At 58.3% G+C, this 23,107-nt stretch carries 17 protein-coding genes; 13 read left to right on the top strand and 4 right to left on the bottom strand.

All coding sequences use genetic code 11. The annotated features are described in order from the left end of the window. Positions 1-53: 53 nt before the first annotated feature. Both AUC61_RS18775 and AUC61_RS18770 read right to left on the bottom strand, forming a co-directional pair. Entirely contained in the window at positions 54-2,750 is a 2,697-nt protein-coding gene (locus tag AUC61_RS18775) for a beta-glucosidase (RefSeq protein WP_243247758.1), read from the bottom strand. Between the two features lie 60 nt (positions 2,751-2,810). Beyond that, positions 2,811-3,059, bottom strand: a complete 249-nt coding sequence (locus AUC61_RS18770) for a hypothetical protein (RefSeq protein WP_243247673.1) — start codon at positions 3,057-3,059, stop codon at positions 2,811-2,813. Positions 3,060-3,568: 509 nt separating this feature from the next. Between AUC61_RS18770 and AUC61_RS18765 the strand changes: the two genes are divergently transcribed. From AUC61_RS18765 to AUC61_RS18745, 5 genes are all read left to right on the top strand, one after another. After that, on the top strand, positions 3,569-3,883 hold the full coding sequence (locus AUC61_RS18765) for a hypothetical protein (RefSeq protein ID WP_243247757.1): 315 nt from the start codon (positions 3,569-3,571) through the stop codon (positions 3,881-3,883). Positions 3,884-4,082: 199 nt separating this feature from the next. Further along, positions 4,083-6,119, top strand: coding sequence for an NADPH-dependent 2,4-dienoyl-CoA reductase (locus tag AUC61_RS18760; protein ID WP_243247672.1), 2,037 nt, complete (start codon positions 4,083-4,085; stop codon positions 6,117-6,119). 211 nt (positions 6,120-6,330) lie between these two features. Beyond that, a complete protein-coding gene (locus tag AUC61_RS18755) occupies positions 6,331-7,326 on the top strand; it encodes a 1-aminocyclopropane-1-carboxylate deaminase/D-cysteine desulfhydrase (protein ID WP_243247671.1) in 996 nt (331 codons plus the stop codon). A 148-nt stretch (positions 7,327-7,474) separates the two neighbouring features. Continuing rightward, positions 7,475-8,812, top strand: coding sequence for an MFS transporter (locus AUC61_RS18750; RefSeq protein ID WP_243247670.1), 1,338 nt, complete (start codon positions 7,475-7,477; stop codon positions 8,810-8,812). A gap of 308 nt (positions 8,813-9,120) precedes the next feature. Continuing rightward, positions 9,121-10,350, top strand: coding sequence for an MFS transporter (locus AUC61_RS18745; protein ID WP_240350599.1), 1,230 nt, complete (start codon positions 9,121-9,123; stop codon positions 10,348-10,350). Between the two features lie 3 nt (positions 10,351-10,353). Here AUC61_RS18745 and AUC61_RS18740 read toward each other — a convergent pair whose 3' ends face one another. Beyond that, on the bottom strand, positions 10,354-11,337 hold the full coding sequence (locus AUC61_RS18740; RefSeq protein WP_243247669.1) for a DUF1853 family protein: 984 nt from the start codon (positions 11,335-11,337) through the stop codon (positions 10,354-10,356). A 230-nt stretch (positions 11,338-11,567) separates the two neighbouring features. Here AUC61_RS18740 and AUC61_RS18735 point away from each other — a divergent pair, with 230 nt between their 5' ends. The 8 genes from AUC61_RS18735 to AUC61_RS18700 all read left to right on the top strand — a co-directional run bounded on the left by AUC61_RS18735 (position 11,568) and on the right by AUC61_RS18700 (position 22,141). Next, the gene (locus AUC61_RS18735; protein WP_122664886.1) at positions 11,568-12,458 is read left to right on the top strand and encodes an NAD(+) kinase; all 891 of its coding nucleotides are present in this window, start codon (positions 11,568-11,570) and stop codon (positions 12,456-12,458) included. Beyond that, positions 12,458-13,426, top strand: a complete 969-nt coding sequence (locus AUC61_RS18730) for a metallophosphoesterase (RefSeq protein WP_243247668.1) — start codon at positions 12,458-12,460, stop codon at positions 13,424-13,426. The genes AUC61_RS18735 and AUC61_RS18730 overlap by 1 nt, the downstream gene beginning before the upstream one ends. Then, positions 13,426-14,298, top strand: coding sequence for a rhomboid family intramembrane serine protease (locus tag AUC61_RS18725; protein ID WP_243247667.1), 873 nt, complete (start codon positions 13,426-13,428; stop codon positions 14,296-14,298). Before AUC61_RS18730 ends, AUC61_RS18725 begins: the two co-directional genes overlap by 1 nt. 37 nt (positions 14,299-14,335) lie before the next feature. Next, positions 14,336-14,596, top strand: a complete 261-nt coding sequence (locus AUC61_RS18720) for a YeaC family protein (protein WP_027902009.1) — start codon at positions 14,336-14,338, stop codon at positions 14,594-14,596. Beyond that, the gene (locus AUC61_RS18715; protein WP_205504999.1) at positions 14,593-15,423 is read left to right on the top strand and encodes a DUF2797 domain-containing protein; all 831 of its coding nucleotides are present in this window, start codon (positions 14,593-14,595) and stop codon (positions 15,421-15,423) included. The genes AUC61_RS18720 and AUC61_RS18715 overlap by 4 nt, the downstream gene beginning before the upstream one ends. Positions 15,424-15,434: 11 nt before the next feature. Then, the gene (gene pepN, locus AUC61_RS18710) at positions 15,435-18,101 is read left to right on the top strand and encodes an aminopeptidase N (protein WP_243247666.1); all 2,667 of its coding nucleotides are present in this window, start codon (positions 15,435-15,437) and stop codon (positions 18,099-18,101) included. A 512-nt stretch (positions 18,102-18,613) separates the two neighbouring features. Next, the gene (locus tag AUC61_RS18705; RefSeq protein WP_422765497.1) at positions 18,614-19,720 is read left to right on the top strand and encodes a WD40/YVTN/BNR-like repeat-containing protein; all 1,107 of its coding nucleotides are present in this window, start codon (positions 18,614-18,616) and stop codon (positions 19,718-19,720) included. A 27-nt stretch (positions 19,721-19,747) separates the two neighbouring features. After that, positions 19,748-22,141, top strand: coding sequence for an efflux RND transporter permease subunit (locus AUC61_RS18700; protein ID WP_243247665.1), 2,394 nt, complete (start codon positions 19,748-19,750; stop codon positions 22,139-22,141). Between the two features lie 97 nt (positions 22,142-22,238). Here AUC61_RS18700 and AUC61_RS18695 read toward each other — a convergent pair whose 3' ends face one another. Then, positions 22,239-22,961, bottom strand: a complete 723-nt coding sequence (locus tag AUC61_RS18695; protein ID WP_087265582.1) for a FadR/GntR family transcriptional regulator — start codon at positions 22,959-22,961, stop codon at positions 22,239-22,241. Between the last annotated feature and the right edge of the window lie 146 nt (positions 22,962-23,107).

Genomic DNA, 23,107 nt, shown 5'->3' with positions numbered 1-23,107 from the left:
GACCGCTTGATAGCCGGTGATCGGTGGCTGTAGAAGCCACCGATCAGGCCTTCTTAGTAAGCCTGTTCTGGCTTGACCTGAACTGCTTTGCGCAGCGGAGTCGGGAGAGGGTTGGATTCACGCGTGGATAGTTTTTCGCCATACAGCGCGACCACCGTACGGTTCAGCGCCAGGTTTTCCGAGTCCTTGCCTACCAGAACCTTGAACTTGCCCGGGTCTACAATCCAGCTGACCGCGTCAGGCGAATAGTAGGCGAACGAGCGGGCGTCCAGCGGGATCGTCACGGTTTTGCTTTCGCCCGGCTTCAGGTAGACCTTGGAGAAGCCCTTCAGCTCTTTTTCCGGACGATCAACTTGCGGCTTTGAAGGCTGCACGTACAACTGAGCCACTTCGAAACCAGGCTTGTCACCCGTGTTGGTCACGGTGAACGTGGCCTTGATGGTTGCGCCGGGTGCAAGCACGTTAGTCGACAGTTTCAGATCGCTGTATGCGTAGGTCGTGTAGGACAGGCCGAACCCGAACGGGTAGAGCGGCTTCGCATGGTTCTTGTCGTAACCGCGGTAGCCCAGATACAAGCCTTCGCTGTAGGTCATTTCAGTCGGCGGTTTAGGGCTGCTGAAGTAGTACGGTGCCGGATCGGAGTACGAGGCGAAGCTCGGGTTGTCCTGCACTTTCTTGTCCAGCGTGATGGGCAGCTTGCCAGATGGGTTGACCTTGCCGTAGAGGATTTCCGCCAGTGCCTGACCGCCTTGCTGACCCGGGAACCACGCGTGCAGGGAAGCAGCAACCTTGGTTGCCCACGGTTGCATATCCATACCACCGCCGCCGTGCATCACGACGATGGTTTTCGGGTTAGCTCTCTGCACGAAGCTGATCAGCTCGGACTGGAATTGCGGCAGTTCGAACGGGTGATCAAGGGACTCGCCTTCGTATTCGAAGTTGCTGCCCGCTGCCACCACGACTGCGTCATAGTCAGCCAGATTGGTCGGTGGACGCAGCGACGCCCAGCTCAGTTGCACGCCATTCATGCCGCCCAGCACCGGGGTGTAATTGCCTTTGAGTCGACGATATTCCAAGCGCACGTTGTACTCGGTGCCGGCTTTCAGCGCGACAGTCTTGACGGTACGTGGCACCACCGGAATCAGGTCGAATGAAACCTGCTTGTCTTCATCCTCAACCACCAACTCGTCGTTGATCCAGAGCTTGTAGGCACCATCGGCACGGACTTTGAACACGTGCGGGCCGGTGATGGTGGGTTTGATCTTGCTGGTGAACCGAGCCGAGAACGCGCCCGGTGCCGGGGTGTAGCCGGTTACCGCGCTTGTGCCGCTGTCGGTCACGTTGGTGTTGGTGATCCAGCTCAGGTTAAGGCCCGGCTCGATGCGGGTTGCAACAGGATCGCCGGACAGCGTGGTGTTGGCGTAGTACTCCGCTTTGACACCCGTGTTGCTGATGGCGTCCTTGCCTTTACCTGTACTCGGCTGATACCAGACCGACGATTTCGGATCGAGGCTCATCTCCGGCAGGTAGTCGACATTGCTGGCGTTCGACGCCAGTTGCTTGAGCCCGCTCAGCTCGGTCACGTAGCTGGCAGGCGCTGAGTAAGCGGTGCCGAATGGCGCAGTCGGTGGCTGCATTGCCAGGTCGCCGATGACAGCGATTTTTGCCGTTTTCGGCAGTGGCAGCAGAGGTTTCTGCCCGTCTACAGGTTCGTTGCGCAGGAGCACAATCGATTCCCTCGCGACGTTCAGCGCAGCCAGTTGGCCGTACTCACGGTGCTCAAGAGGCTGAGCTTTGTTGATGCCCTTATCGAAGCCGTAGCTGACCAGTGCCCTGAGATTCCTGCGGACTTTGTCGTCGATCACGCTCTGATGCAGTTGGCCGTTCCAGACATAGGGCAGCAACTTGGCTTCAGTGAATTGCAGGCCGCTCGGCATGTCGATATCGGTGCCGGCCCAAGCGCCTTTGAAGGCGTCCTGCACCGAGTTGAAGTCACTCATCACGTTGCCCTGGAAGCCCCACTGGCCTTTCAGGATGTCAGTGATCAGGTGATGATTCTCACAGGCATATTCGCCGTTGATCTTGTTGTAGCCGCACATGATCGAGGCAATGTTCGAGTTCTTGACCAGCGATTCAAAGCCGGGCAGATACAGCTCCTGCATGGCTCGCTCGTCAATTTTGACGTCCAGATAGTGCCGGTTCGCCTCTTGCTCGTTCATCAGGTAATGCTTGGCTGCAGCCTGAATCCCCTGAACCTGAATACCGTTGGTGACGGCCGGCGCCAACACTGCGCCGAGGAATGGATCTTCGCCACTCATGTACTCGGCGGAACGCCCGTTGAACGGGGTGCGATAGAGATTGATGGCCGGAGACAGCATTTGCTGACCGCCAGCGATCCGGGTTTCGTAGCCAATCGCCAGACCGAACTCTTTAGCCCGGTTGATGCTCCACGTCGCGGCCAGTGCCGACGGTGACGGGTACTGCGCACCAAAGGTCTTGCCGCCTACCAGTACGCCCATTGCCGAGTCATAGGCGACGGTGCCTTGCAGGTTGAACTTGTCCAGCTTGGGGATCATGCGCCCGTCATCGACGCGCGAAAAGTTGATCTTTTCCGACTGGCTCATGTTGTCGAGCATCGCGCCAACCCGCGCTTCGACTTCATTGCCCGTCATCGGGGTGACAGCCATTACTGTACTTGCCTGAGCGACGCTCAACGCAAGCAGGCTAAGGCCTAAGCCTTGTTTGATCATGGACATGAAGCTACTCCTGAATTCGTTCGACAGGTGGTGTACTGCGTATCAAACGAAGACTCATTTCTCGTCATCGGTCGCAGGGGCGTCATCGGTGACGACCGGGGCATCCAGCACGGTTTGCGCGCCTGTGGACTGGCTTTTCGTGGCGCTTTCGGCACCCGTGATCTGCTCGCGTTTGGCCTCGACTTCCACGCGCACATCACTCGATGTCGAGGGCAGGGGATTTTTGTTTTCGGCGGCTGATACGGAAATTGTGGTGAGGCTCATCAGAAAAATGGCAGCAAGAGGCAGCAAGCTTCTAGCCATCGGGAGAATCTCCAAATAGAAGTGGGTAACGAAGAAGTGTCAGCGCGTGGAGGTTTACTACAGGCTGCGGACTGTAAGTCAGCAGTGTGAGCTTAAAGTTCTGTGGCGGCAAAATGTTGCCGTTATATATTTTAAATTTATATTTTTCTTATTTTTGTTTTTAATAATTTATTGGTAATTATTATCAATTTGTTAATCTTTATTGGTTTTTTATGCTGAAAATACTTGAATTATGGCAATAAAAAATCTTTTATGAAAGCAGAGCGTAAGCTCTTTTTTGGCGACGATAAAGTGGTTTTGCTGTAAGGTAATCCCTTCATGTCGCGTTGGCTAAAGGATGTGCGTGTCACGCTGCTCATTCCGGAAAGCGAGAAAACGCACGGTGTAAAAACGCGCGGTTGTTCAGGCTAATGGTATTCAGAGGTTTATCTGTGACATCCCAAGCGAGTTCCTTCCTGCCTCATGAGTCCGGGTTAATCCCCGAGCTCACAGACCCTCTCGCGGTCGATCTGGCGATTTTAAAAGCGGTCTGGCTACTACTCAGCGAGGTAAAGCCTGGCGTGGGGAAGGCACGACAGCTGACGTGCGGGCAGATATACATGCAGTTGGTGCGCCGTCAGCCAAGCGTTCCCTCCATCGTGCGCTGTGTGTTGGCGATCGATGTGCTCGTGAACGAAGGGCTGTTGGTGTCTGAAAGAGTGCTGGAGGAGGATCCTGCTTTTCCCTACACCCAGCACATCATCCGCGGGCTAACCGAGATTGGCGCTGCATCCCTGTTGACCAGCGATGCCGTTCACAGCAGCAGGCTGCCTGTGCGACTTTGATCCGCATGGGGGGTATCAAGGCACAACACGTTCAAGCGGAATGGCAGCTGCACATTTAAATCATCAACTTGTCACTTACAGTCATTGAGCAGGTCGCGAAGCTCGTCTTTACTGTTGCCCAATGAACAGGCCACCAAGGCCTGAATAATTGACGGCTGCTTCAGGCAGTCGCATACCGTGACAGTTCGATGGAGTTTCTATGGCCGCCGCTCATTACCCGCACCTGCTGGCCCCGCTGGATCTGGGCTTTACCACCTTGCGCAACCGCACCCTGATGGGTTCCATGCACACCGGTCTGGAAGAAAAGCCGGGCGGTTTTGAGCGTATGGCGGCGTATTTTGCCGAGCGGGCAACGGGCGGTGTCGGGCTGATGGTGACAGGTGGGATTGCGCCTAATGAAGAAGGCGGCGTTTACACCGGCGCCGCGAAGCTGACCACGGCCGAAGAAGCCGGGCAGCATCGTATAGTCACCCAGGCGGTACATGAGGCTGGCGGCAAAATCTGCCTGCAGATTCTCCACGCCGGGCGTTATGCCTACAGCAAGAACCAGGTCGCCCCCAGCGCGATTCAGGCGCCCATCAATCCTTTCAAACCCCGCGAGCTGGACGAAGAAGGCATCGAAAAGCAGATCGCCGATTTCGTCACCTGCTCGACGCTGGCCCATAGCGCCGGTTACGACGGCGTTGAAATCATGGGGTCTGAAGGCTATTTCATTAACCAGTTTCTCGCGGCTCACACCAACCATCGCACTGACCGCTGGGGTGGCAGCTACGAAAATCGCATGCGTCTGCCGGTGGAAATCGTTCGGCGGGTTCGCGAGGCCGTTGGGGCTGAGTTCATCATTATCTTTCGCCTGTCGATGCTCGATCTGGTGGAAGGCGGCAGTACCTGGGAAGAGATCGTGCAATTGGCTCAGGCCATTGAGCAGGCCGGGGCGACGATCATCAACACGGGTATCGGCTGGCATGAAGCGCGTATCCCGACCATTGCGACCAAGGTGCCGCGTGCCGCATTCAGTAAAGTCACTGCCAAGCTGCGCGGCTCGGTGGACATTCCGCTGATCACTACCAACCGTATCAATACACCGGAAATCGCCGAGCAGATTCTCAGTGAAGGCGATGCCGACATGGTCTCGATGGCGAGGCCTTTTCTGGCGGATCCGGAATTCGTGAATAAAGCTGCTGCGGGGCGGGCTGATGAGATCAACACCTGCATCGGTTGTAATCAGGCCTGTCTTGACCATACGTTTGGCGGAAAGCTGACCAGTTGCCTGGTCAATCCGCGGGCCTGTCATGAGACCGAGCTGAATTACATCCCGACGCGCCAGAGCAAGAAAATCGCCGTGATTGGCGCTGGCCCTGCTGGTCTGGCGGCCGCCACGGTTGCCGCTGAGCGCGGCCATCAGGTGACCTTGTTCGATTCGGCGGCAGAAATTGGCGGCCAGTTCAATATCGCCAAGCGCGTACCGGGCAAGGAAGAGTTCTACGAAACGCTGCGTTACTTCGCGCGCAAACTGCAGACTACCGGTGTCGACGTGCGCCTCAATACGCGTGTTGCGGTCGAAGATTTACGTGGCGCAGGTTACGACGAGGTCATCCTCGCCACCGGCATTGCGCCACGTACCCCGGCGATACCCGGTATCGAACATCCCAAAGTGTTGAGCTATCTGGATGTGATCCTGCAGCGCAAGCCAGTGGGCGCGAGCGTTGCGGTGATTGGCGCGGGCGGTATCGGTTTTGATGTCTCGGAGTTTCTGGTGCATCAGGGTGTTTCCACCAGTCTGGATCGCACGGCTTTCTGGAAGGAATGGGGTATTGATACTGCCCTGGAAGCACGCGGTGGTGTGGTGGGCATCAAGCCGGAGCTGCACGCCCCGGCGCGTCAGGTGTTCCTGCTACAGCGCAAAGCTTCCAAAGTGGGTGATGGTCTGGGTAAAACCACTGGCTGGATCCACCGCACCGGCCTGAAGAACAAACAGGTGCAGATGCTCAACAGCGTTGAATACCTGCGTATCGACGATGCGGGCCTGCACATCCGGATTGCTGAAGGCGAAGAGAAGGTGTTGCCGGTGGACAACATCGTGATCTGTGCCGGGCAGGATCCACTGCGAGAACTGTATGACGGGCTGGTTGAGGCCGGGCAGAGCGTGCACCTGATCGGCGGCGCGGACGTCGCGGCAGAGCTGGATGCGAAGCGGGCGATTGATCAGGGTTCAAGGTTGGCGGCGGGGTTGTAGGACTTTCCTGGGGAACGCAATTCTTGTGGGAGCGAGGCTTGGTCTGGGCGGCATTCCGACGATACATGAGACGCGGTCAGAAGACGCACCGCGTTATCGTTTATCGTCGGAATGCCGCCCAGACCAAGCCTCGCTCCCACAGGGTTTATGCTTAATCAGTTAAATCGCAGCCAATGCTAAACTCCCGCACTTCGTTCAGCGGCTCAATCCTGTGTCTATCGCCCCCATTCACTGGCAACCCAACGCTCCTCTCCAGCGGCTGAACCTGCCTTGGCTCGCCAGTGCCGGGGTCGAGGTTGCGGTCCTGCGTCTTGACCTCATCGACCCGCTGATCAGCGGCAACAAGTGGTTCAAGCTTGCTCATCACCTGAGGGCCGCCAGTGAGATCAGCGCCCAAGGCGTCATCAGCCTTGGTGGCGCGCATTCCAACCATCTGCATGCCTTGGCGGCTGCGGGCAAGCGGTTTGGCTTCCCTACGGTCGGGTTGGTGCGCGGTCATCCTGTGGAGACGCCCACCACCTTGGACCTGCAAGCGTTCGGTATGCACCTGCACTGGCTGGGCTATGGTGGTTATCGCGCGCGGAATGAGCCGGACTTCTGGCCGTCGTGGCTGAAGCAATACCCTGATTTCTATCCGGTCCCGGAAGGCGGCGGAGGTTTGCCCGGCGCGCTTGGTTGCGCGGGGTTATTGGAGATGGTGCACGACCAACTGAGCGACATGGGCTGGAGTGGTTACCACGGTTGGTGGCTGGCCGCCGGGACGGGCACGACGCTGGCTGGACTGGTTCTGGCCGAAGAGGGCGCGCATCCGGTGTATGGCGCCATGGCGGTGCCGGATGATCATGGGGTTGAGCAGAATGTCGCGGCAATCCTGGCCCACCGCCAAATCTGTAGGAGCTGCCGAAGGCTGCGATGCGATTGCCCTGAAAATCCGCTTTCGCAGCCTTCGGCAGCTCCTACAGATGCGAGGGATGACTATTACCTCATCAGCGCCTCCCGTGGCGGCTTCGCCAAAACCGACCCCCACTTGCTGGATTTCATCGCCACCAGCGAATCCCAAAGCGGCATCCCCTTCGAACCGCTGTACACCGGCAAGGCCCTGCTGGCCCTGCACGATGAAGTGGTCGCCGGACGTTTTTCGGCGGGCACCCGGCTGATTTTCATCCACACCGGCGGCTTGCAAGGTCGTCGGGCGATGAGCTTGTAAGCGTTGATTTAAAGCCTTTGGCATGAATCATGCGCTGTCGAACCACGGTGGGGTCGGTCCTGACTATGCGGATGACACTTTTGGAGTAAGCCGCTTCAGCGACTGTCCCGATAATCGATAGCTTCCTGATGAAATGTCGAGGTCCAGCATGACAAGTGCCGCTACGGAACAAGTCAGCCCCAAAACGCTGAGAAAAGTGATTGTCGCCGCCGCCATCGGCAACTTCGTCGAATGGTTCGACTTCGCCGTTTATGGCTTTCTGGCGACTGCGATCGCCCAGCAGTTTTTCCCCAGTGGCGATGCGAGCGCGGCGCTGCTGAAAACCTTTGCAGTGTTCGCCGTAGCGTTCGCATTCCGGCCATTGGGAGGGATTTTCTTCGGCATGCTCGGCGACCGGATTGGCCGCAAACGCACCCTGGCAATGACCATTTTATTGATGGCCGCAGCCACGACGTTGATTGGCCTGTTGCCGACTTATGCGGCGATTGGGGTGATGGCGCCGATTCTGCTGACGTTGATTCGTTGCGCTCAGGGCTTTTCAGCAGGCGGTGAATACGCCGGTGCCTGCGCCTACCTGATGGAACACGCCCCCAGTGACAAGCGAGCCTGGTACGGCAGCTTTGTCCCGGTCTCGACTTTTTCCGCATTCGCCGCGGCAGCCGTCGTTGCCTATGCCCTTGAAGCATCACTTTCCCCGGAGGCCATGGGCAGCTGGGGCTGGCGTCTGCCGTTCCTGATCGCTGCGCCGCTGGGGCTGGTCGGTTTGTACCTGCGCTGGAAACTGGATGAAACACCGGCATTCCAGGCAGTGACCCAGGATCATGACGTCGCCCATTCGCCCCTCAAGGAAACCCTGCGCAACCACGGCGCGGCGATCTGCTGCCTGGGTGCGTTCGTGTCACTGACGGCGCTGTCGTTCTATATGTTCACCACGTACTTTGCCACCTACCTGCAAGTCGCGGGTGGTCTCAGCCGGGCGACGGCGTTGCTGGTGTCGTTGATTGCGTTGCTGTTTGCGGCGGCGATCTGCCCGTTGGCCGGGTTGTATTCCGACAAGGTGGGGCGCCGCAAGACGGTCATGACGGCCTGCGCGCTGTTGATCGTGGTGGTCTTTCCGTCTTTCCTGATGGCCAGTTCCGGTTCGTTCGCTGCGTCTATTGTCGGCGTGATGCTGCTGGCGGTCGGTGCAGTGTTGTGTGGCGTGGTGACAGCGGCGCTGCTCTCGGAAACCTTCCCGACCCGCACTCGTTATACCGCTTCGGCAATCACCTACAACATGGCTTACACGATCTTTGGCGGCACCGCGCCGTTGATGGCAACCTGGTTGATCACCACGACGGGCAGTAATCTGTCACCCGCGTTTTACCTGATCGCGGTTGGTTTGTTGGCATTGGCGGGTGGGTTGGCGCTGCCGGAAACTTCGCGGCTATCGCTGCATGACGTGCCGACGGGGGAGAAGGGCGTGGCTGTTGGGGCCACGGCTTGACTGGCTCCTGTAAAAGAAAATACAGCGACTGAATTGAAATGCATTTTCTGTAGGAGCTGCCGAAGGCTGCGAAGCATTTATCCAGACACACTGCCATCGCAGCCTTCGGCAGCTCCTACAGGTCCAATGTTTGCCGCCCCGCAAGGGAGGCAGGACGCGGTCATGCAAAATCAAATTTCGCGTTCATTCCACGCAACAATATGTAGCGGCCATGCCCCAAAAAATGGCACATTGGCGGACCTTGTGCCGCTGACATATTTTGCAATATCCAGGTCGTGGCACATCCAATAGCTTCGCGGATGAACTCCATGGACGTCAGTAACTCCCCCACCAGTGCAATTCCCGCTGCAACCCCTACGCCTTCCAGTACCAGCAGTCCGCTGGTCATGCGCATCATTGGTGCTGTGGCACTGGCGCACCTGGTCAACGACCTGATTCAGGCGGTATTGCCGTCGATCTACCCACTGCTCAAGGAAAGTTACGGCCTGACGTTCACTCAGGTTGGATTGATCACCCTGACGTTCCAGATCACTGCTTCATTGCTGCAGCCATGGGTGGGTTATTACACCGACCGTCATCCCAATCCGCTGGTGCTGCCGGTGGGCTCGCTGTGCACACTGATTGGCATTTTGATGCTGGCCGTGGTGGGCAGCTTCCCGATGATTCTTCTGGCCTCGGCCCTGATCGGCATTGGCTCTTCGACCTTCCACCCGGAAGCTTCGCGTATTGCGCGGCTGGCCTCAGGTGGGCGGTTCGGCCTGGCGCAGTCGACCTTTCAAGTGGGCGGCAATACCGGCTCGGCATTCGGCCCGTTACTGGCGGCGGCGATCATCATCCCTTTCGGCCAGGGGCATGTGGCCTGGTTCGGGCTGGTCGCGCTGTTTTCCGTTGGATTGCTGTACGCGATCAGCCGCTGGTACCGTGCGCATTTGAATCTGTTCAAGCTCAAACAAGGTCAGGCCGCGAGCCATGGCTTGTCGAAAGGCCGGGTCACTGGCGCACTGGTCGTGCTGGCATTCCTGATCTTTTCCAAGTTCTTCTACATGTCGAGCATCACCAGTTACTTCACCTTCTATCTGATCGAGAAGTTCGACCTGTCGGTGGCCAACTCCCAGCTGTATCTGTTCCTATTCCTCGGTGCCGTGGCGGCGGGCACGTTCTTTGGTGGACCGATTGGTGACCGGATCGGGCGTAAAGCGGTGATCTGGTTCTCGATTCTGGGCGCTGCGCCGTTCACCCTTGCGTTGCCTTACGCTGATCTGTTCTGGACAAGCATTCTGAGCGTGATCATCGGCTTCATTCTGGCCTCGGCATTTTCCGCGATTGTGGTGTATGCCCAGGAACTGGTGCCGGGTAACGTCGGCATGATCGCGGGGATCTTTTTCGGCCTGATGTTTGGCTTTGGTGGTATTGGCGCGGCTTTGCTGGGCTATCTGGCGGATAGCCACGGCATTCTGTTCGTCTACAACCTGTGTTCCTACCTGCCGCTGCTGGGGATCATGGCGATTCTGCTGCCGCGCACTAAAAAAGCCGCTTGAGGATCAGGCGGGCGACACGGGCAACGTGATGGATTGAATCGTATTGCTCGTGTCACCCAGCCTTGGCCAGATGTCGGAAACCAGAAACACCCGTTCGGCTTCCTCCCATTCGCCGCTGCCGTTTTCCACCATTCTTACCAACAGTTGCGCCGGGGCCAGTGGATCCAACTGAGTCAGCCAGTCTTGCAACTGCGAATCTGTCCAGGCTTCGGGGTAATGGGCGGGTGCGAGCCAGGCGTGTCTAGGCAGTAACTGCCAGCGGCCTTCGGGCCGATGCGCGACAAATGCGTGCCAATCCTTTTGATGCAGCCAACTGCCCCGCAAGTGCTGGTGATGGACGCCCTGCGGAGAATCAGTCTGGCCGGGCCACGGATACAGCAGATAGCCGCCCAGCCACAGCTGGGCATCGAACGTTTCGATGCCCAGTGCGGCAAGTAGCTCACGGCTTTCCGGCCGTGCGGAAATCGGCAGTTGATGTTGGCTCAGATGGGCAAGTTTGAGGTCAAGCCGATCATGGCAGCCTGGCCCCAGCCATTGCGACGAATCGCTGCCGTTACCTTGTTGCGGACCCAGATAGAGCTTTATCGCCAACTCCACATGGTGCACACCGTCGGCATCGCGCAGCAACATGTCCAGTTCACCCAGGGTTTGTCCGCCATTGCGAATCGGCAGGTTGGCGGCAACCATTTCGACACCGGGCGCCTGAGCCACTGCAAATTGCCATAAACGCTCGTAATACACGCCCAGCCGGCGTGTTGCGCTCAATGCCAGCCAGTGGAGCAGGGCACGGCTGTCCTGATCGAGCCGGAACAGAAAATCCGCCAATTGCTGCGGCTCCCGCACCCAGTCACTGGCCGTCAGCGGATGGCGCTGGGGCCACGGCGTCTGCTCCAGCATCGGCGGCGCCAGAATCACCCACGCCAGATCCCGCACGTGTGGCGTGCGTAACTGGCGGGGCAGGTGGGTGAGGCTGGGAAAAATAGTCATGGGCGCAGGATAGCGTTAACTGGTAGCCACCGGTCAAAGTAGGAGCTGCCGAAGGCTGCGATCGGCCGGGAACCGGACGCTTAATCAGACCTGTGGAAGGTCGTTCCGACCTTTTCGCAGCCTTCGGCAGCTCCTACGGGGTGAACATCCGGGAACGATCAATTGCCGCTACCCCGGCCTTTCGCCCATAATCGCTGTCTTTAAGCCGCATCGAACCCCGCAGGAGCCCCATGGAGCAGTTTCGTAATATCGGCATCATCGGTCGCCTGGGCAGTGTTCAGGTGCTCGATACCGTGCGCCGACTCAAGAGATTCCTGCTGGAACGGCACCTGCACGTCATTCTGGAAGACACCATCGCCGAGGTTTTGCCTGGCCATGGCCTGCAAACCTCATCGCGCAAGATGCTCGGCGAAGTCTGCGACATGGTCATCGTGGTGGGTGGTGATGGCAGCCTGTTGGGTGCCGCCCGTGCGCTGGCCAAACACAACGTGCCGGTGTTGGGTATTAACCGGGGCAGCCTGGGCTTCCTGACCGATATTCGCCCTGACGAACTGGAAGTCAAAGTAGCCGAAGTGCTCGACGGCCATTATCTGGTCGAGAACCGCTTCCTGTTGCAGGCCGAAGTCCGCCGTCACGGCGAAGCCATCGGTCAGGGCGACGCGCTCAACGATGTCGTGCTGCATCCCGGCAAGTCGACGCGGATGATCGAATTCGAGATCTACATCGACGGCCAGTTTGTGTGCAGCCAGAAGGCCGATGGCCTGATCGTCGCCACGCCTACCGGGTCAACTGCTTACGCATTGTCGGCTGGCGGGCCGATCATGCATCCCAAGCTGGATGCCATTGTGATCGTGCCGATGTACCCGCACACCTTGTCCGGCAGGCCTATCGTGGTTGATGGCAACAGCGAGCTGAAAATCGTGGTGTCCAAGGACATGACGATTTATCCGCAAGTTTCCTGCGACGGGCAGAACCACTTCACCTGCGCACCGGGCGACACCATCACGGTCAGCAAGAAATCGCAGAAGCTGCGTCTGATTCACCCCCTTGATCACAACTACTATGAAGTCTGTCGCACCAAGCTTGGCTGGGGTAGCCGACTTGGTGGTGGAGGCGACTGATGCTCGATCCCGCGCGTAGCTACGATTTGATCGGTGACGTGCATGGTTGTGCCCACACGCTGGAGAAACTGCTCAGCGTGCTGGGTTATCGCTTTCAGGCGGGCGTCTGGCGCCACCCTGAACGCATCGCGTTATTTCTCGGTGACATCATTGACCGCGGCCCGTTGATTCGCGAATCGCTGCATATCGTGCGCGACATGGTCAAGGCGGGTCACGCGCTGTGCATCATGGGTAACCATGAATTCAACGCGTTGGGCTGGCACACCCCCGCCCCGCCGGAGAGTGGCAAGCAGTTTGTGCGCGAGCACTCGCTGCGTCACAGCAAACTCATGGGCGAGACCCTGACCCAGTTCGAAGACTATCCGGATGAGTGGAAAGAATTCGTCGACTGGTTCTACGAGCTGCCACTGTTCATGGATGCCGGACGCTTCCGGGTTGTGCATGCCTGCTGGGATGCCAGCCTGATCACTCCGCTGATCACCATGCATGGCGGCGGCTGCATCAATCAGCAGTTCGTTCAGGCGTCGGCGGTGCAGGGCAGTTTTGCCTGCGCGGTGTTTGACCGTTTACTGCGTGGCACCGACATGCGTCTGCCCCATGGCATCACGCTGACCGGCGGTGATGGCCTGACCCGCGAGTTTTTCCGCACCAAGTTCTGGGAAGACGACCCGCAAACCTACGGCGATGTGGTGTTTCAGCCGGACGCTCTGCCCGAAGGCGTGGCCAAGACGCCGCTGTCCACCACGGAAAAGAATGCCTTGCTGCGCTACGGCGCCGATGAACCGCTGCTGTTTGTAGGCCATTACTGGCGCAGCGGCATCCCTGCTCCGATCCGGCCAAACCTGGCCTGCCTGGACTACAGCGCCGTGCTCTACGGCAAACTGGTCGCCTACCGGCTTGACCAGGAAACCTGCATAGACCCGGACAAGTTCGTCTGGGTTGATGTTGAACGTCCCGAGGCTGTTTGATGAGTCCTGTTGCTGTATTGCGTCTGCCGTTGACCACCGACCTGAGTGGCTTCGTCAGTTTGTTGAATCGCCTGCGCGTGCCGCACCGGGTCAGCGAAGAGGCGGGTGAGCAAGTGCTGTGGGTGCCGGATACGCCGCAACTGGCGGACGATATCCGGGCTCTGTATCAGCAATACCCGGAGGGCGACGAGCATTATCAGCTGCCAGCGGGCGAGCAGAGTACCAAGGCTCCACGGCCCGGTTTTGTGCAGCAGTTGCGTCAGAGCCCGGTTACCACGCTGGTGCTGCTGGCTTCATTGATCGTTGGCGCGATCACGCTGCTGGGGGAGAACCTTGACGCAGTGCGCTGGCTGACGTTTCTCGATTTTCGCGTGCATGGCGAGTACGCCACGTTTCTACCGCCCGGCGACAGCCTGGCCGCCGGTCAATGGTGGCGAATCGTCACGCCGATGCTGATTCACTTCGGCATCCTGCATCTGGCCATGAATGCCATGTGGTACTGGGAGCTGGGCCGCCGTATCGAATGGCGTCAGGGCAGCCTGCATTTGCTCGGTCTGACTCTGCTGTTCAGTGCAGCTTCCAACACCATTCAATATCAGTTCGGCGGTGCCAGCCTGTTCGGTGGGTTGTCCGGCGTTCTGTATGGCCTGCTGGGTCATTGCTGGATCTTTCAATTGCTGGCACCCAACCCCATCTATCGTTTACCGCGGGGTGTGCTGGTGATGATGCTGGCCTGGCTGGTGCTGTGTCTTTCAGGATTGGTCAGCATGCTGGGCTTTGGCGAAATCGCCAACGGTGCCCATGTCGGCGGGCTGATCATGGGTTGTGTAACAGGTCTGATTGGCGGGGCAATTGCCCGGGTCAGAGCCTGATTTTGAATGCTGGTTAATTAAGAGTCAGGAGTGCGCTATGTCCTCTTTTGCCGAAATGATTGAAAACATCACCCCGGACATCTACGAAAGCCTGAAGCTGGCTGTGGAAATCGGGAAATGGTCCGATGGCCGCAAACTGACTCAGGAACAGCGTGAGTTGTCCTTGCAGGCCTTGATTGCCTGGGAAGTGCAGAACCTGCCGGAAGACCAGCGCATCGGTTACATGGGCCCGCAGGAGTGTGCGTCCAAGTCCACGACCGTGCCGAATATCCTGTTCAAGTCGGATGCTATCCATTGATTGAGATTGGTCGCGGAGCCGTTAATAAAATGTCGGCGCGTCTGGACGCGTCGGCGGTGCAGTATGCGTTTCGTCTGGGTGACACGGAGATTCCGGTCAACCCGCTGATTGGCAAAACAGTCCGTCTGGAGTTCCTTGGCGCTATCCATTGCAGCCATTGCGGACGCAAGACCAAGTCCAGCTACAGCCAGGGTTATTGCTACCCGTGCATGCTGAAGCTGGCGCAGTGCGACATCTGCATCATGAGTCCGGAAAAGTGCCACCACGAGCACGGCACGTGTCGTGATCCGGCGTGGGGCGAGCAGTTCTGCATGACCGATCATGTGGTCTACCTGGCCAACTCGTCGGGCGTCAAAGTCGGCATTACCCGCGCCACGCAGCTGCCAACCCGCTGGCTGGATCAGGGCGCCAGTCAGGCGTTGCCGATCCTGCGGGTTGCGACCCGCCAGCAATCCGGTTTCGTCGAAGACCTGTTGCGCAGCCAGGTCGCCGACCGCACTAACTGGCGGGCGTTGCTCAAAGGCGACGCACAGCCTGTGGACCTGGCCGCCATTCGCCAGCAACTGTTCGACAGTTGCGCCGAAGGCCTGGCCGGGCTGCAAGAACGATTTGGCTTGCAGGCCATCCAAATGCTGCATGACGTCGAACCGATCGAGATCCGCTACCCCGTAGAGGCGTACCCGACCAAGATCGTCAGCTTCAATCTGGACAAGAACCCGATCGCTGAAGGCACATTGCTGGGGATCAAGGGCCAGTACCTGATCTTCGACACCGGCGTGATCAATATTCGTAAATACACGGCTTATCAGCTCGCCGTGCATCAGTAAGAGGACTCATCATGCGCACCGAACAACCGCAAATGATTTACCTGAAGGACTATCAGGCCCCTGAGTACCTCATCGACGAAACGCACCTGACGTTCGAGCTGTTCGATGACCACTCGCTGGTTCACGCGCAACTGGTCATGCGCCGCAATCCGGCGCGTGGCGCAGGCCTGCCACCGCTGGTGCTGGACGGTCAGTTGCTGGAGCTGCTGTCGGTCAGGCTCGGTGACGCCGAATTGAGCGCCGCTGATTACCAGTTGACTCCGGATCACCTGACTTTGCACCCGCAGGCCGAGTCGTTCACGGTCGACACTAGCGTGCGCATCCACCCGGAAACCAACACCGCACTGGAGGGCTTGTACAAATCCAGCGGCATGTTCTGCACCCAGTGCGAGGCTGAAGGCTTCCGCAAGATCACCTACTACCTCGACCGCCCGGACGTGATGAGCAAGTTCACCACGACGCTGAGCGCCGACAAGCACAACTTCCCGGTATTGCTCTCCAACGGCAACCCGATTGCCAGCGGCCCGGAAGATGACGGCCGGCATTGGGCAACCTGGGAGGACCCGTTCATGAAACCGGCGTACCTGTTCGCCCTGGTAGCGGGCGATCTGTGGTGCGTCGAAGACAAGTTCACCACCGTGAGCGAGCGGGAAGTGACCCTGCGTATCTATGTCGAGCCGGAAAACATCGACAAGTGCCAGCACGCCATGACCAGCCTGAAGAAATCCATGCGCTGGGACGAAGAAACCTACGGTCGTGAGTACGATCTGGATATCTTCATGATCGTCGCCGTGAACGACTTCAACATGGGCGCGATGGAAAACAAGGGTCTCAACATCTTCAACTCCAGCGCCGTGCTGGCCCGTGCTGAAACCGCCACCGACGCCGCACACCAGCGTGTCGAGGCCATCGTTGCCCACGAATATTTCCACAACTGGTCGGGCAACCGCGTGACCTGTCGTGACTGGTTCCAGCTGTCGTTGAAAGAAGGCTTTACGGTTTACCGCGATGCAGGCTTTTCTTCAGACATGAACTCGGCCACGGTCAAGCGCATTCAGGACGTGGCGTACCTGCGTACCCACCAGTTCGCCGAAGATGCCGGCCCGATGGCCCACGCCGTACGCCCGGACAGCTTCATCGAAATTTCCAACTTCTACACCCTGACCGTGTATGAAAAGGGTTCGGAAGTTGTTGGCATGCTTCATACGCTGCTCGGCGCACAGGGTTTCCGCAAAGGCAGTGACCTGTACTTTGAGCGTCACGACGGCCAGGCCGTGACCTGCGACGACTTCATCAAGGCCATGGAAGACGCCAATGGCGTTGACCTGACCCAATTCAAGCGCTGGTACAGCCAGGCCGGTACGCCGCGTCTGGCGGTCAGCGAGTCCTATGACAGCGCTGCCAAAACCTACAGCCTGACCTTCCGCCAGAGCTGCCCGACCACACCGGGCCAGCCGGGCGAGAGCAAAAAACCGTTCGTGATCCCGGTAGAACTGGGCTTGCTGGACAAGCAGGGCGGCGAAATCCCGTTGCGCCTGCAAGGCGAAGACGCTGCCGCTGGCAATACGCGGGTGATTTCCGTCACCGAAGCCGAGCAGACCTTCACCTTTGTGGACATCGCCGAACAGCCATTACCGTCGCTGCTGCGCGGTTTCTCGGCCCCGGTGAAACTCAGCTTCCCGTACAACCGCGATCAGTTGATGTTCCTCATGCAACATGACAGCGACGGCTTCAATCGCTGGGATGCGGGTCAGCAACTGTCGGTGCAGGTGCTGCAGGAATTGATTGGGCAGCATCAGAAAGGCCAACCGCTGGTACTCGATCAGCGTCTGATTACTGCTCTGGGTACGGTGTTGGCTGATACTTCGCTGGATCAGGCCATGATTGCCGAAATGCTTTCTTTGCCGGGTGAAGCCTATCTGACCGAAATCAGCGAAGTGGCTGACGTCGATGCTATCCATGCCGCTCGTGAGTTCGTGCGCAAACAGCTTGCCGACAGCCTTTTCGACGCTCTGTGGGCGCGCTACACCGCTAATCGCAAGGTGTCGAAAGCCACTGAATACGTGGCTGAAGCCGAGCATTTCGCCCGTCGCGCCCTGCAAAACATCAGCCTGTCGTACCTGATGCTCAGCCAGAAACCGGAAGTCCTGGCCGCGACCATCGAGCAGTTCGATACCGCCGACAACATGACCGAGCGCCTGACGGCCCTTGCGGTGCTGGTCAACTCGCCGTTTACCGCCGAGAAGGACAAGGCGCTGGCGGTGTTTGCCGAGAACTTCAAAGACAACCCGTTGGTCATGGATCAATGGTTCAGCGTTCAGGCAGGCAGTCCGTTGCCTGGCGGTCTTGAGCGGGTCAAGGCGTTGATGCAGCACCCGGCATTCAACATCAAGAACCCGAACAAGGTCCGTGCGCTGATTGGTGCCTTTGCGGGTCAGAGCCTGATCAACTTCCACGCTGCGGACGGCTCCGGCTACCGTTTCCTGGCCGATCTGGTGATCCAGCTCAACGGCTTCAACCCGCAGATCGCCTCGCGCCAATTGGCACCATTGACCCGCTGGCGCAAATACGACAGCAAACGACAGGCACTGATGAAGGCCGAACTGGTACGCATCCGTGACTCGGGTGAGCTGTCCAGCGACGTGTTCGAAGTGGTAAGCAAAAGCCTCGCCGAGTAAAAACACCGGTTGATGAAAGGGCCTTCCGTGCAAGCGGCGGGCCCTTTTTTATGGCGTTAATCCGGTCCCAGTGGATTGCGGTGACCTGAAGGTGAATGCAGATCCGTGGGAGCGAAGTCATTCGCGAAGAGGCGGGTGCGTTCACGGCACCTGCGCCGTCAGGACTACGGTCTTCTTGGGTTCCTGCAGGCCGTACCGTCAAACCCGGCCTACACTGGCAATGAATTATCCCCGGTAGGAGCTGCCGAAGGCTGCGAGCGATTTATCTGAATCAGCGCTTTCGCAGCCTTCGGCAGCTCCTACAGGGGGAGAGGGTTCTAAGCCTGCATCACCCCAACTGATAATCCACCAATCACACAAGAGGCCTCGACCAAAGATAACCATATGTCGATTGTCATGCGTTTCCAAAGCTGGATAGGATAGGTCGGCTTCCAGAAGTCCAAGGCTAGAGCGCTTCGCCAAGGCTTTCTGATAAAAGTCGCCTAATAAAAATAATGGAAAGGGGACGCTTCATGAGTGAGCCTGCAAATCGGCGCACACAGTCCGGTGGGGACTCGGCAGTCGGACAGCCATTGGCATTACGAATGGGCAAGCCCTTGGCGACAGCCTGGTCGCTGTGCGCAATCATGGCTTTATCAAGTCTGGCCATGCCATCAATGGCGGCTACTGAAAGTACGACCCAAAACCCTGACTCGCCTCAGAGCACTCTGTATTCCATCGAATCTGCCAAGGCCTCGCGCAGCCTTCTACTCGACGTAGCCCATGCGGGTGCGCGACTGGTGGTGGTCGGCGAGCGTGGACACATTTTGTATTCAGATGATCAGGGCAAAACCTGGGTTCAGGCCAAAGTGCCAACCCGGCAACTCCTGACCTCTGTGTATTTCGTTGATGACAAGCACGGCTGGGCCGTGGGGCATGACGCGCAAGTCCTGGCCAGCAGCGATGGCGGCACCACATGGGTCAAGCAATTCGAAGACCTGACGCGCGAGGCACCGTTGCTGGATGTCTGGTTCAAGGACACCACCACCGGTTTCGCAGTCGGTGCTTACGGTATGTTGCTGACAACCGTGGATGGCGGTCAGCACTGGGAAGACGTCAGCGACCGCCTCGACAACGAAGATCAATATCACCTCAATGGCATTACCCATGTTGCCGATAGCGGCCTGTTTGTCGTCGGCGAAGCGGGGGCGATGTTCCGCTCTGGAGACGATGGCGAGTCCTGGGAAAAGCTTGAAGGGCCGTATCAGGGATCGTTGTTTGGCGCGATTGGCACCGGGCAGCCCGGCACGCTGCTGGTGTATGGGCTGCGTGGCAATCTCTACCGCTCCGCTGACTTTGGCGACACCTGGGAGCCTATCGAGTTAAAGGCTGCGCGGGGGCCGCTGGAGTTTGGTCTGTCCAATGCGACGCAACTGGAAGATGGCTCACTGGTGCTGGTGGGCAACGGCGGCAGCGTGATGCGCAGCACCGACGACGGCCTGACATTCAAGGTTTACAACCGTCCTGACCGGGTTTCTTTATCCGGGGTGGCGGCTGATGCACAGGGCAATCTGATTCTGGTTGGACAAGGAGGCGTACGCGTCACCTCGCCGACGGGCGCCGAGTCGAGCCAACAATAAGAATGATCAGGGCGGGGAAATTTCGGCATGAGTAATCTGCACGACACTCAGCAGCACAGCAGCGGCAAGGAAACCTTCCTTGAGCGTCTGATTTTCAATAATCGTCCGGCAGTCATCGTCATCTGTCTGCTGGTCAGCATCTTTCTGTTCTGGCAGGCGACGCTGGTTCGGCCTTCCACCAGCTTCGAAAAAATGATCCCGCTGGATCACCCCTTCATCCAGAAAATGATGGAGCACCGCAACGATCTGGCCAACCTGGGTAACACGGTGCGGATATCGGTCGAAGCGCTGGACGGCGACATATTTTCCAAGCAGTACATGGAAACCCTGCGGGAGATCAATGACGAGGTTTTCTACATATCCGGCGTTGATCGTTCTGGCCTGAAATCCCTGTGGAGCCCTAGCGTACGCTGGACCGAAGTGACGGAAGAAGGTTTTGCCGGTGGTGAGGTCATCCCGCAAAGCTATGACGGTTCCGACGACAGTCTCGATCAGTTGCGTAACAACGTACTCAAGTCCGGGCAGGTCGGACGGCTGGTGGCCAACGATTTCAAGTCGAGCATCGTTGATGTTCCGCTGCTCGAGTCCTACCCGGACCCGGCGGATCAGGGCACGCTGCTCAAGCTGGACTACCAGCAGTTTTCTCATCAACTGGAAGAGAAAATTCGCGACAAGTACGAAGCTCAGAACCCCAACATCAAGATCCATATCGTCGGTTTCGCCAAGAAAGTCGGCGACTTGATCGATGGCCTGTTGATGGTGGTGCTGTTCTTTGGTGTGGCCTTCGTCATTACCCTCGTGCTGTTGATCTGGTTTACCCGGTGTATTCGCAGCACCATTGCCGTGTTAAGCACCACCCTGATTGCGGTGGTCTGGCAATTGGGGTTGATGCACGTTGTGGGCTTCGGCCTGGACCCGTATTCCATGCTGGTGCCGTTCCTGATCTTTGCGATCGGCATTTCTCACGGCGTGCAGAAAATCAACGGTATTGCCTTGCAGTCCAGTGATGCCGATAACGCCCTGACTGCAGCGAGGCGTACGTTCCGCCAGTTGTTTCTGCCGGGCATGATCGCGATTCTGGCGGATGCGGTGGGTTTCATCACTTTGCTGATCATCGACATCGGCGTTATTCGCGAGCTGGCGATTGGCGCGTCGATTGGTGTTGCGGTCATCGTCTTCACCAACCTCATCCTGCTTCCCGTGGCCATTTCCTACGCGGGGATCAGCAAGAGGGCAATCAACCGCAGCAAAAAGGACGCGGTGTCCGAGCATCCGTTCTGGCGTCTGCTCTCCGGTTTTGCCAGCGCCAAAGTCGCTCCGGTGTCGATCGTGCTGGCGTTAATCGCCTTCGGTGGCGGCCTCTGGTACAGCCAGAACCTGAAAATTGGCGACCTCGACCAGGGGGCACCGGAATTACGTCCCGATTCACGCTACAACCAGGACAACAGTTTCATCATCAACCACTACTCCACCAGCTCTGATGTGCTGGTGGTAATGGTCAAGACGCCGCCAGAAGGCTGCTCCGCGTATCCGACCATGTCCGCCATCAACGAACTGACCTGGAAGATGGAGAACACGCCGGGCGTGCAGTCGGCGATTTCTCTGGTGACAGTCTCCAAGCAGGTCATCAAGGGCATGAACGAGGGCAACCTCAAGTGGGAAGCCCTGTCTCGCAACAAAGACGTGCTCAACAGCTCCATTGCCCGGGCGGACGGCCTGTACAACAACGATTGTTCGTTGGCGCCATTGCTGGTCTTCCTCAACGACCACAAGGCAGAAACCCTGGACCGCGCCGTGCATGCTGTGCAGGAGTTCGCCAAGGAGAATAATCGTGAAGGCCTGGAGTTCATGCTGGCAGCGGGTAACGCGGGTATTGAAGCGGCCACAAATGAAGTGATCAAACGCTCCGAGTTGACCATCCTGATTCTGGTCTACATCTGCGTGGCGGCCATGTGCATGATCACCTTCCGCTCGTGGGCGGCGACACTGTGCATCGTCTTGCCGCTGGTGCTGACCTCGGTACTAGGCAACGCGCTCATGGCGTTCATGGGCATCGGCGTCAAGGTCGCAACCTTGCCGGTGGTGGCGTTGGGCGTGGGGATCGGTGTCGATTACGGCATCTACATCTATAGCCGTCTGGAAAGCTTCCTGCGCGCAGGACTGCCATTGCAGGAGGCGTATTACGAAACCTTGAAGTCCACCGGCAAAGCCGTACTGTTTACCGGCCTGTGTCTGGCGATTGGCGTATGCACCTGGATCTTCTCGGCGATCAAGTTCCAGGCTGACATGGGCCTGATGCTGACGTTCATGTTGCTCTGGAACATGTTCGGCGCGTTGTGGCTGCTGCCAGCGTTGGCGCGGTTCCTGATCAAGCCTGAGAAAATGGCGGGCAAGGTGGGGAATTCACTGTTTTCACATTGAAATAACCGTACTTGTTGGAGCGAGGCTTGCCCGCGATAGGTTGTAAACCCAATCGCGGGCAAGCCCGGCTCCCACAATGTAAATGCGATCAACAGGGTTACAACCCCAACTCCCGCCCCAACACCACACTCAACGCATTCCTTGCATCGTCCAGCTGCACCAATGTTGCATGCCGGGCGCCGAGGGCGTCGCGGTTTTCGATGGCGGTAAGGATTGCCTTGTGACGCGGCAACGCCAGCTCATGCAGGTTAGGGCGCTGATTTGAGTGCTTAAGGGCTTCACGCAAGGCCAGCGAGAGCATGTTGCACAGGTGCGCGAGCAGATCGTTGTGAGTCGCGTCGGCAATCCTGCTGTGGAAGTCCAGGTCAGGCTGCAGCAACGCTTCCGGTGTTGGCGCAGCTTCCATCCGCTGGTAAGCCTCGCCGATTGATGCGATCTCCTCGTCGGTAGCATGTTGCGCGGCCAGGGCTGCGACGGCGGGTTCGATGACGGCGCGGACGCTGGTCAACAAATTGAAGAATTCATTTTGTGGCGTGCACTGCATGATCCAGTGCAACACATCCGGATCGAGCAAATGCCATTCACGACGGGCTTTGACCACAGTGCCGACCCGCGGGCGCGAGTAAACGAGACCTTTGGCCACCAGCACCCGGGTTGCTTCGCGCAACACTGGTCGACTGACAGCGTATTCCTCACATAGCAGGGCTTCAGCAGGCAACTTTTCATCCGGTTTGAAACGTCCGGAAACGATCTGCATGCCCAGCTCCTGGACAATGCGGGCGTGCATGCTTTTGCGGTCGGAAGGCTTTCGGTAATCCATGGGGACGCAAGTCGATCCTGAGCGATGAGTGCGGGGCATCATAGCATCGGCGCTGGGCCGTGGGAGACTGCACCACTGGGTCAGCGCAGAACCTGTGGGAGCAGAGCTTGCTCGCGATAAACGCTAACGCGGTGTGCCTTCTAGCC

Source organism: Pseudomonas maioricensis (genome assembly GCF_022790535.1).
GTDB lineage: Bacteria > Pseudomonadota > Gammaproteobacteria > Pseudomonadales > Pseudomonadaceae > Aquipseudomonas > Aquipseudomonas maioricensis.
This window is presented reverse-complemented; position numbering and strand designations above follow the sequence as displayed.

Excerpts from the sequence above, each read along its gene's own strand:
- AUC61_RS18775 (WP_243247758.1), bottom strand. The coding sequence starts at position 2,750 with ATGATCAAACAAGGCTTAGGCCTTAGCCTGCTTGCGTTGAGCGTCGCT.
- AUC61_RS18770 (WP_243247673.1), bottom strand. The coding sequence starts at position 3,059 with ATGGCTAGAAGCTTGCTGCCTCTTGCTGCCATTTTTCTGATGAGCCTC.
- AUC61_RS18760 (WP_243247672.1), top strand. The coding sequence starts at position 4,083 with ATGGCCGCCGCTCATTACCCGCACCTGCTGGCCCCGCTGGATCTGGGC.
- AUC61_RS18750 (WP_243247670.1), top strand. The coding sequence starts at position 7,475 with ATGACAAGTGCCGCTACGGAACAAGTCAGCCCCAAAACGCTGAGAAAA.
- AUC61_RS18745 (WP_240350599.1), top strand. The coding sequence starts at position 9,121 with ATGGACGTCAGTAACTCCCCCACCAGTGCAATTCCCGCTGCAACCCCT.
- AUC61_RS18740 (WP_243247669.1), bottom strand. The coding sequence starts at position 11,337 with ATGACTATTTTTCCCAGCCTCACCCACCTGCCCCGCCAGTTACGCACG.
- AUC61_RS18735 (WP_122664886.1), top strand. The coding sequence starts at position 11,568 with ATGGAGCAGTTTCGTAATATCGGCATCATCGGTCGCCTGGGCAGTGTT.
- AUC61_RS18730 (WP_243247668.1), top strand. The coding sequence starts at position 12,458 with ATGCTCGATCCCGCGCGTAGCTACGATTTGATCGGTGACGTGCATGGT.
- AUC61_RS18725 (WP_243247667.1), top strand. The coding sequence starts at position 13,426 with ATGAGTCCTGTTGCTGTATTGCGTCTGCCGTTGACCACCGACCTGAGT.
- AUC61_RS18720 (WP_027902009.1), top strand. The coding sequence starts at position 14,336 with ATGTCCTCTTTTGCCGAAATGATTGAAAACATCACCCCGGACATCTAC.
- pepN (WP_243247666.1), top strand. The coding sequence starts at position 15,435 with ATGCGCACCGAACAACCGCAAATGATTTACCTGAAGGACTATCAGGCC.
- AUC61_RS18705 (WP_422765497.1), top strand. The coding sequence starts at position 18,614 with ATGAGTGAGCCTGCAAATCGGCGCACACAGTCCGGTGGGGACTCGGCA.
- AUC61_RS18700 (WP_243247665.1), top strand. The coding sequence starts at position 19,748 with ATGAGTAATCTGCACGACACTCAGCAGCACAGCAGCGGCAAGGAAACC.
- AUC61_RS18695 (WP_087265582.1), bottom strand. The coding sequence starts at position 22,961 with ATGGATTACCGAAAGCCTTCCGACCGCAAAAGCATGCACGCCCGCATT.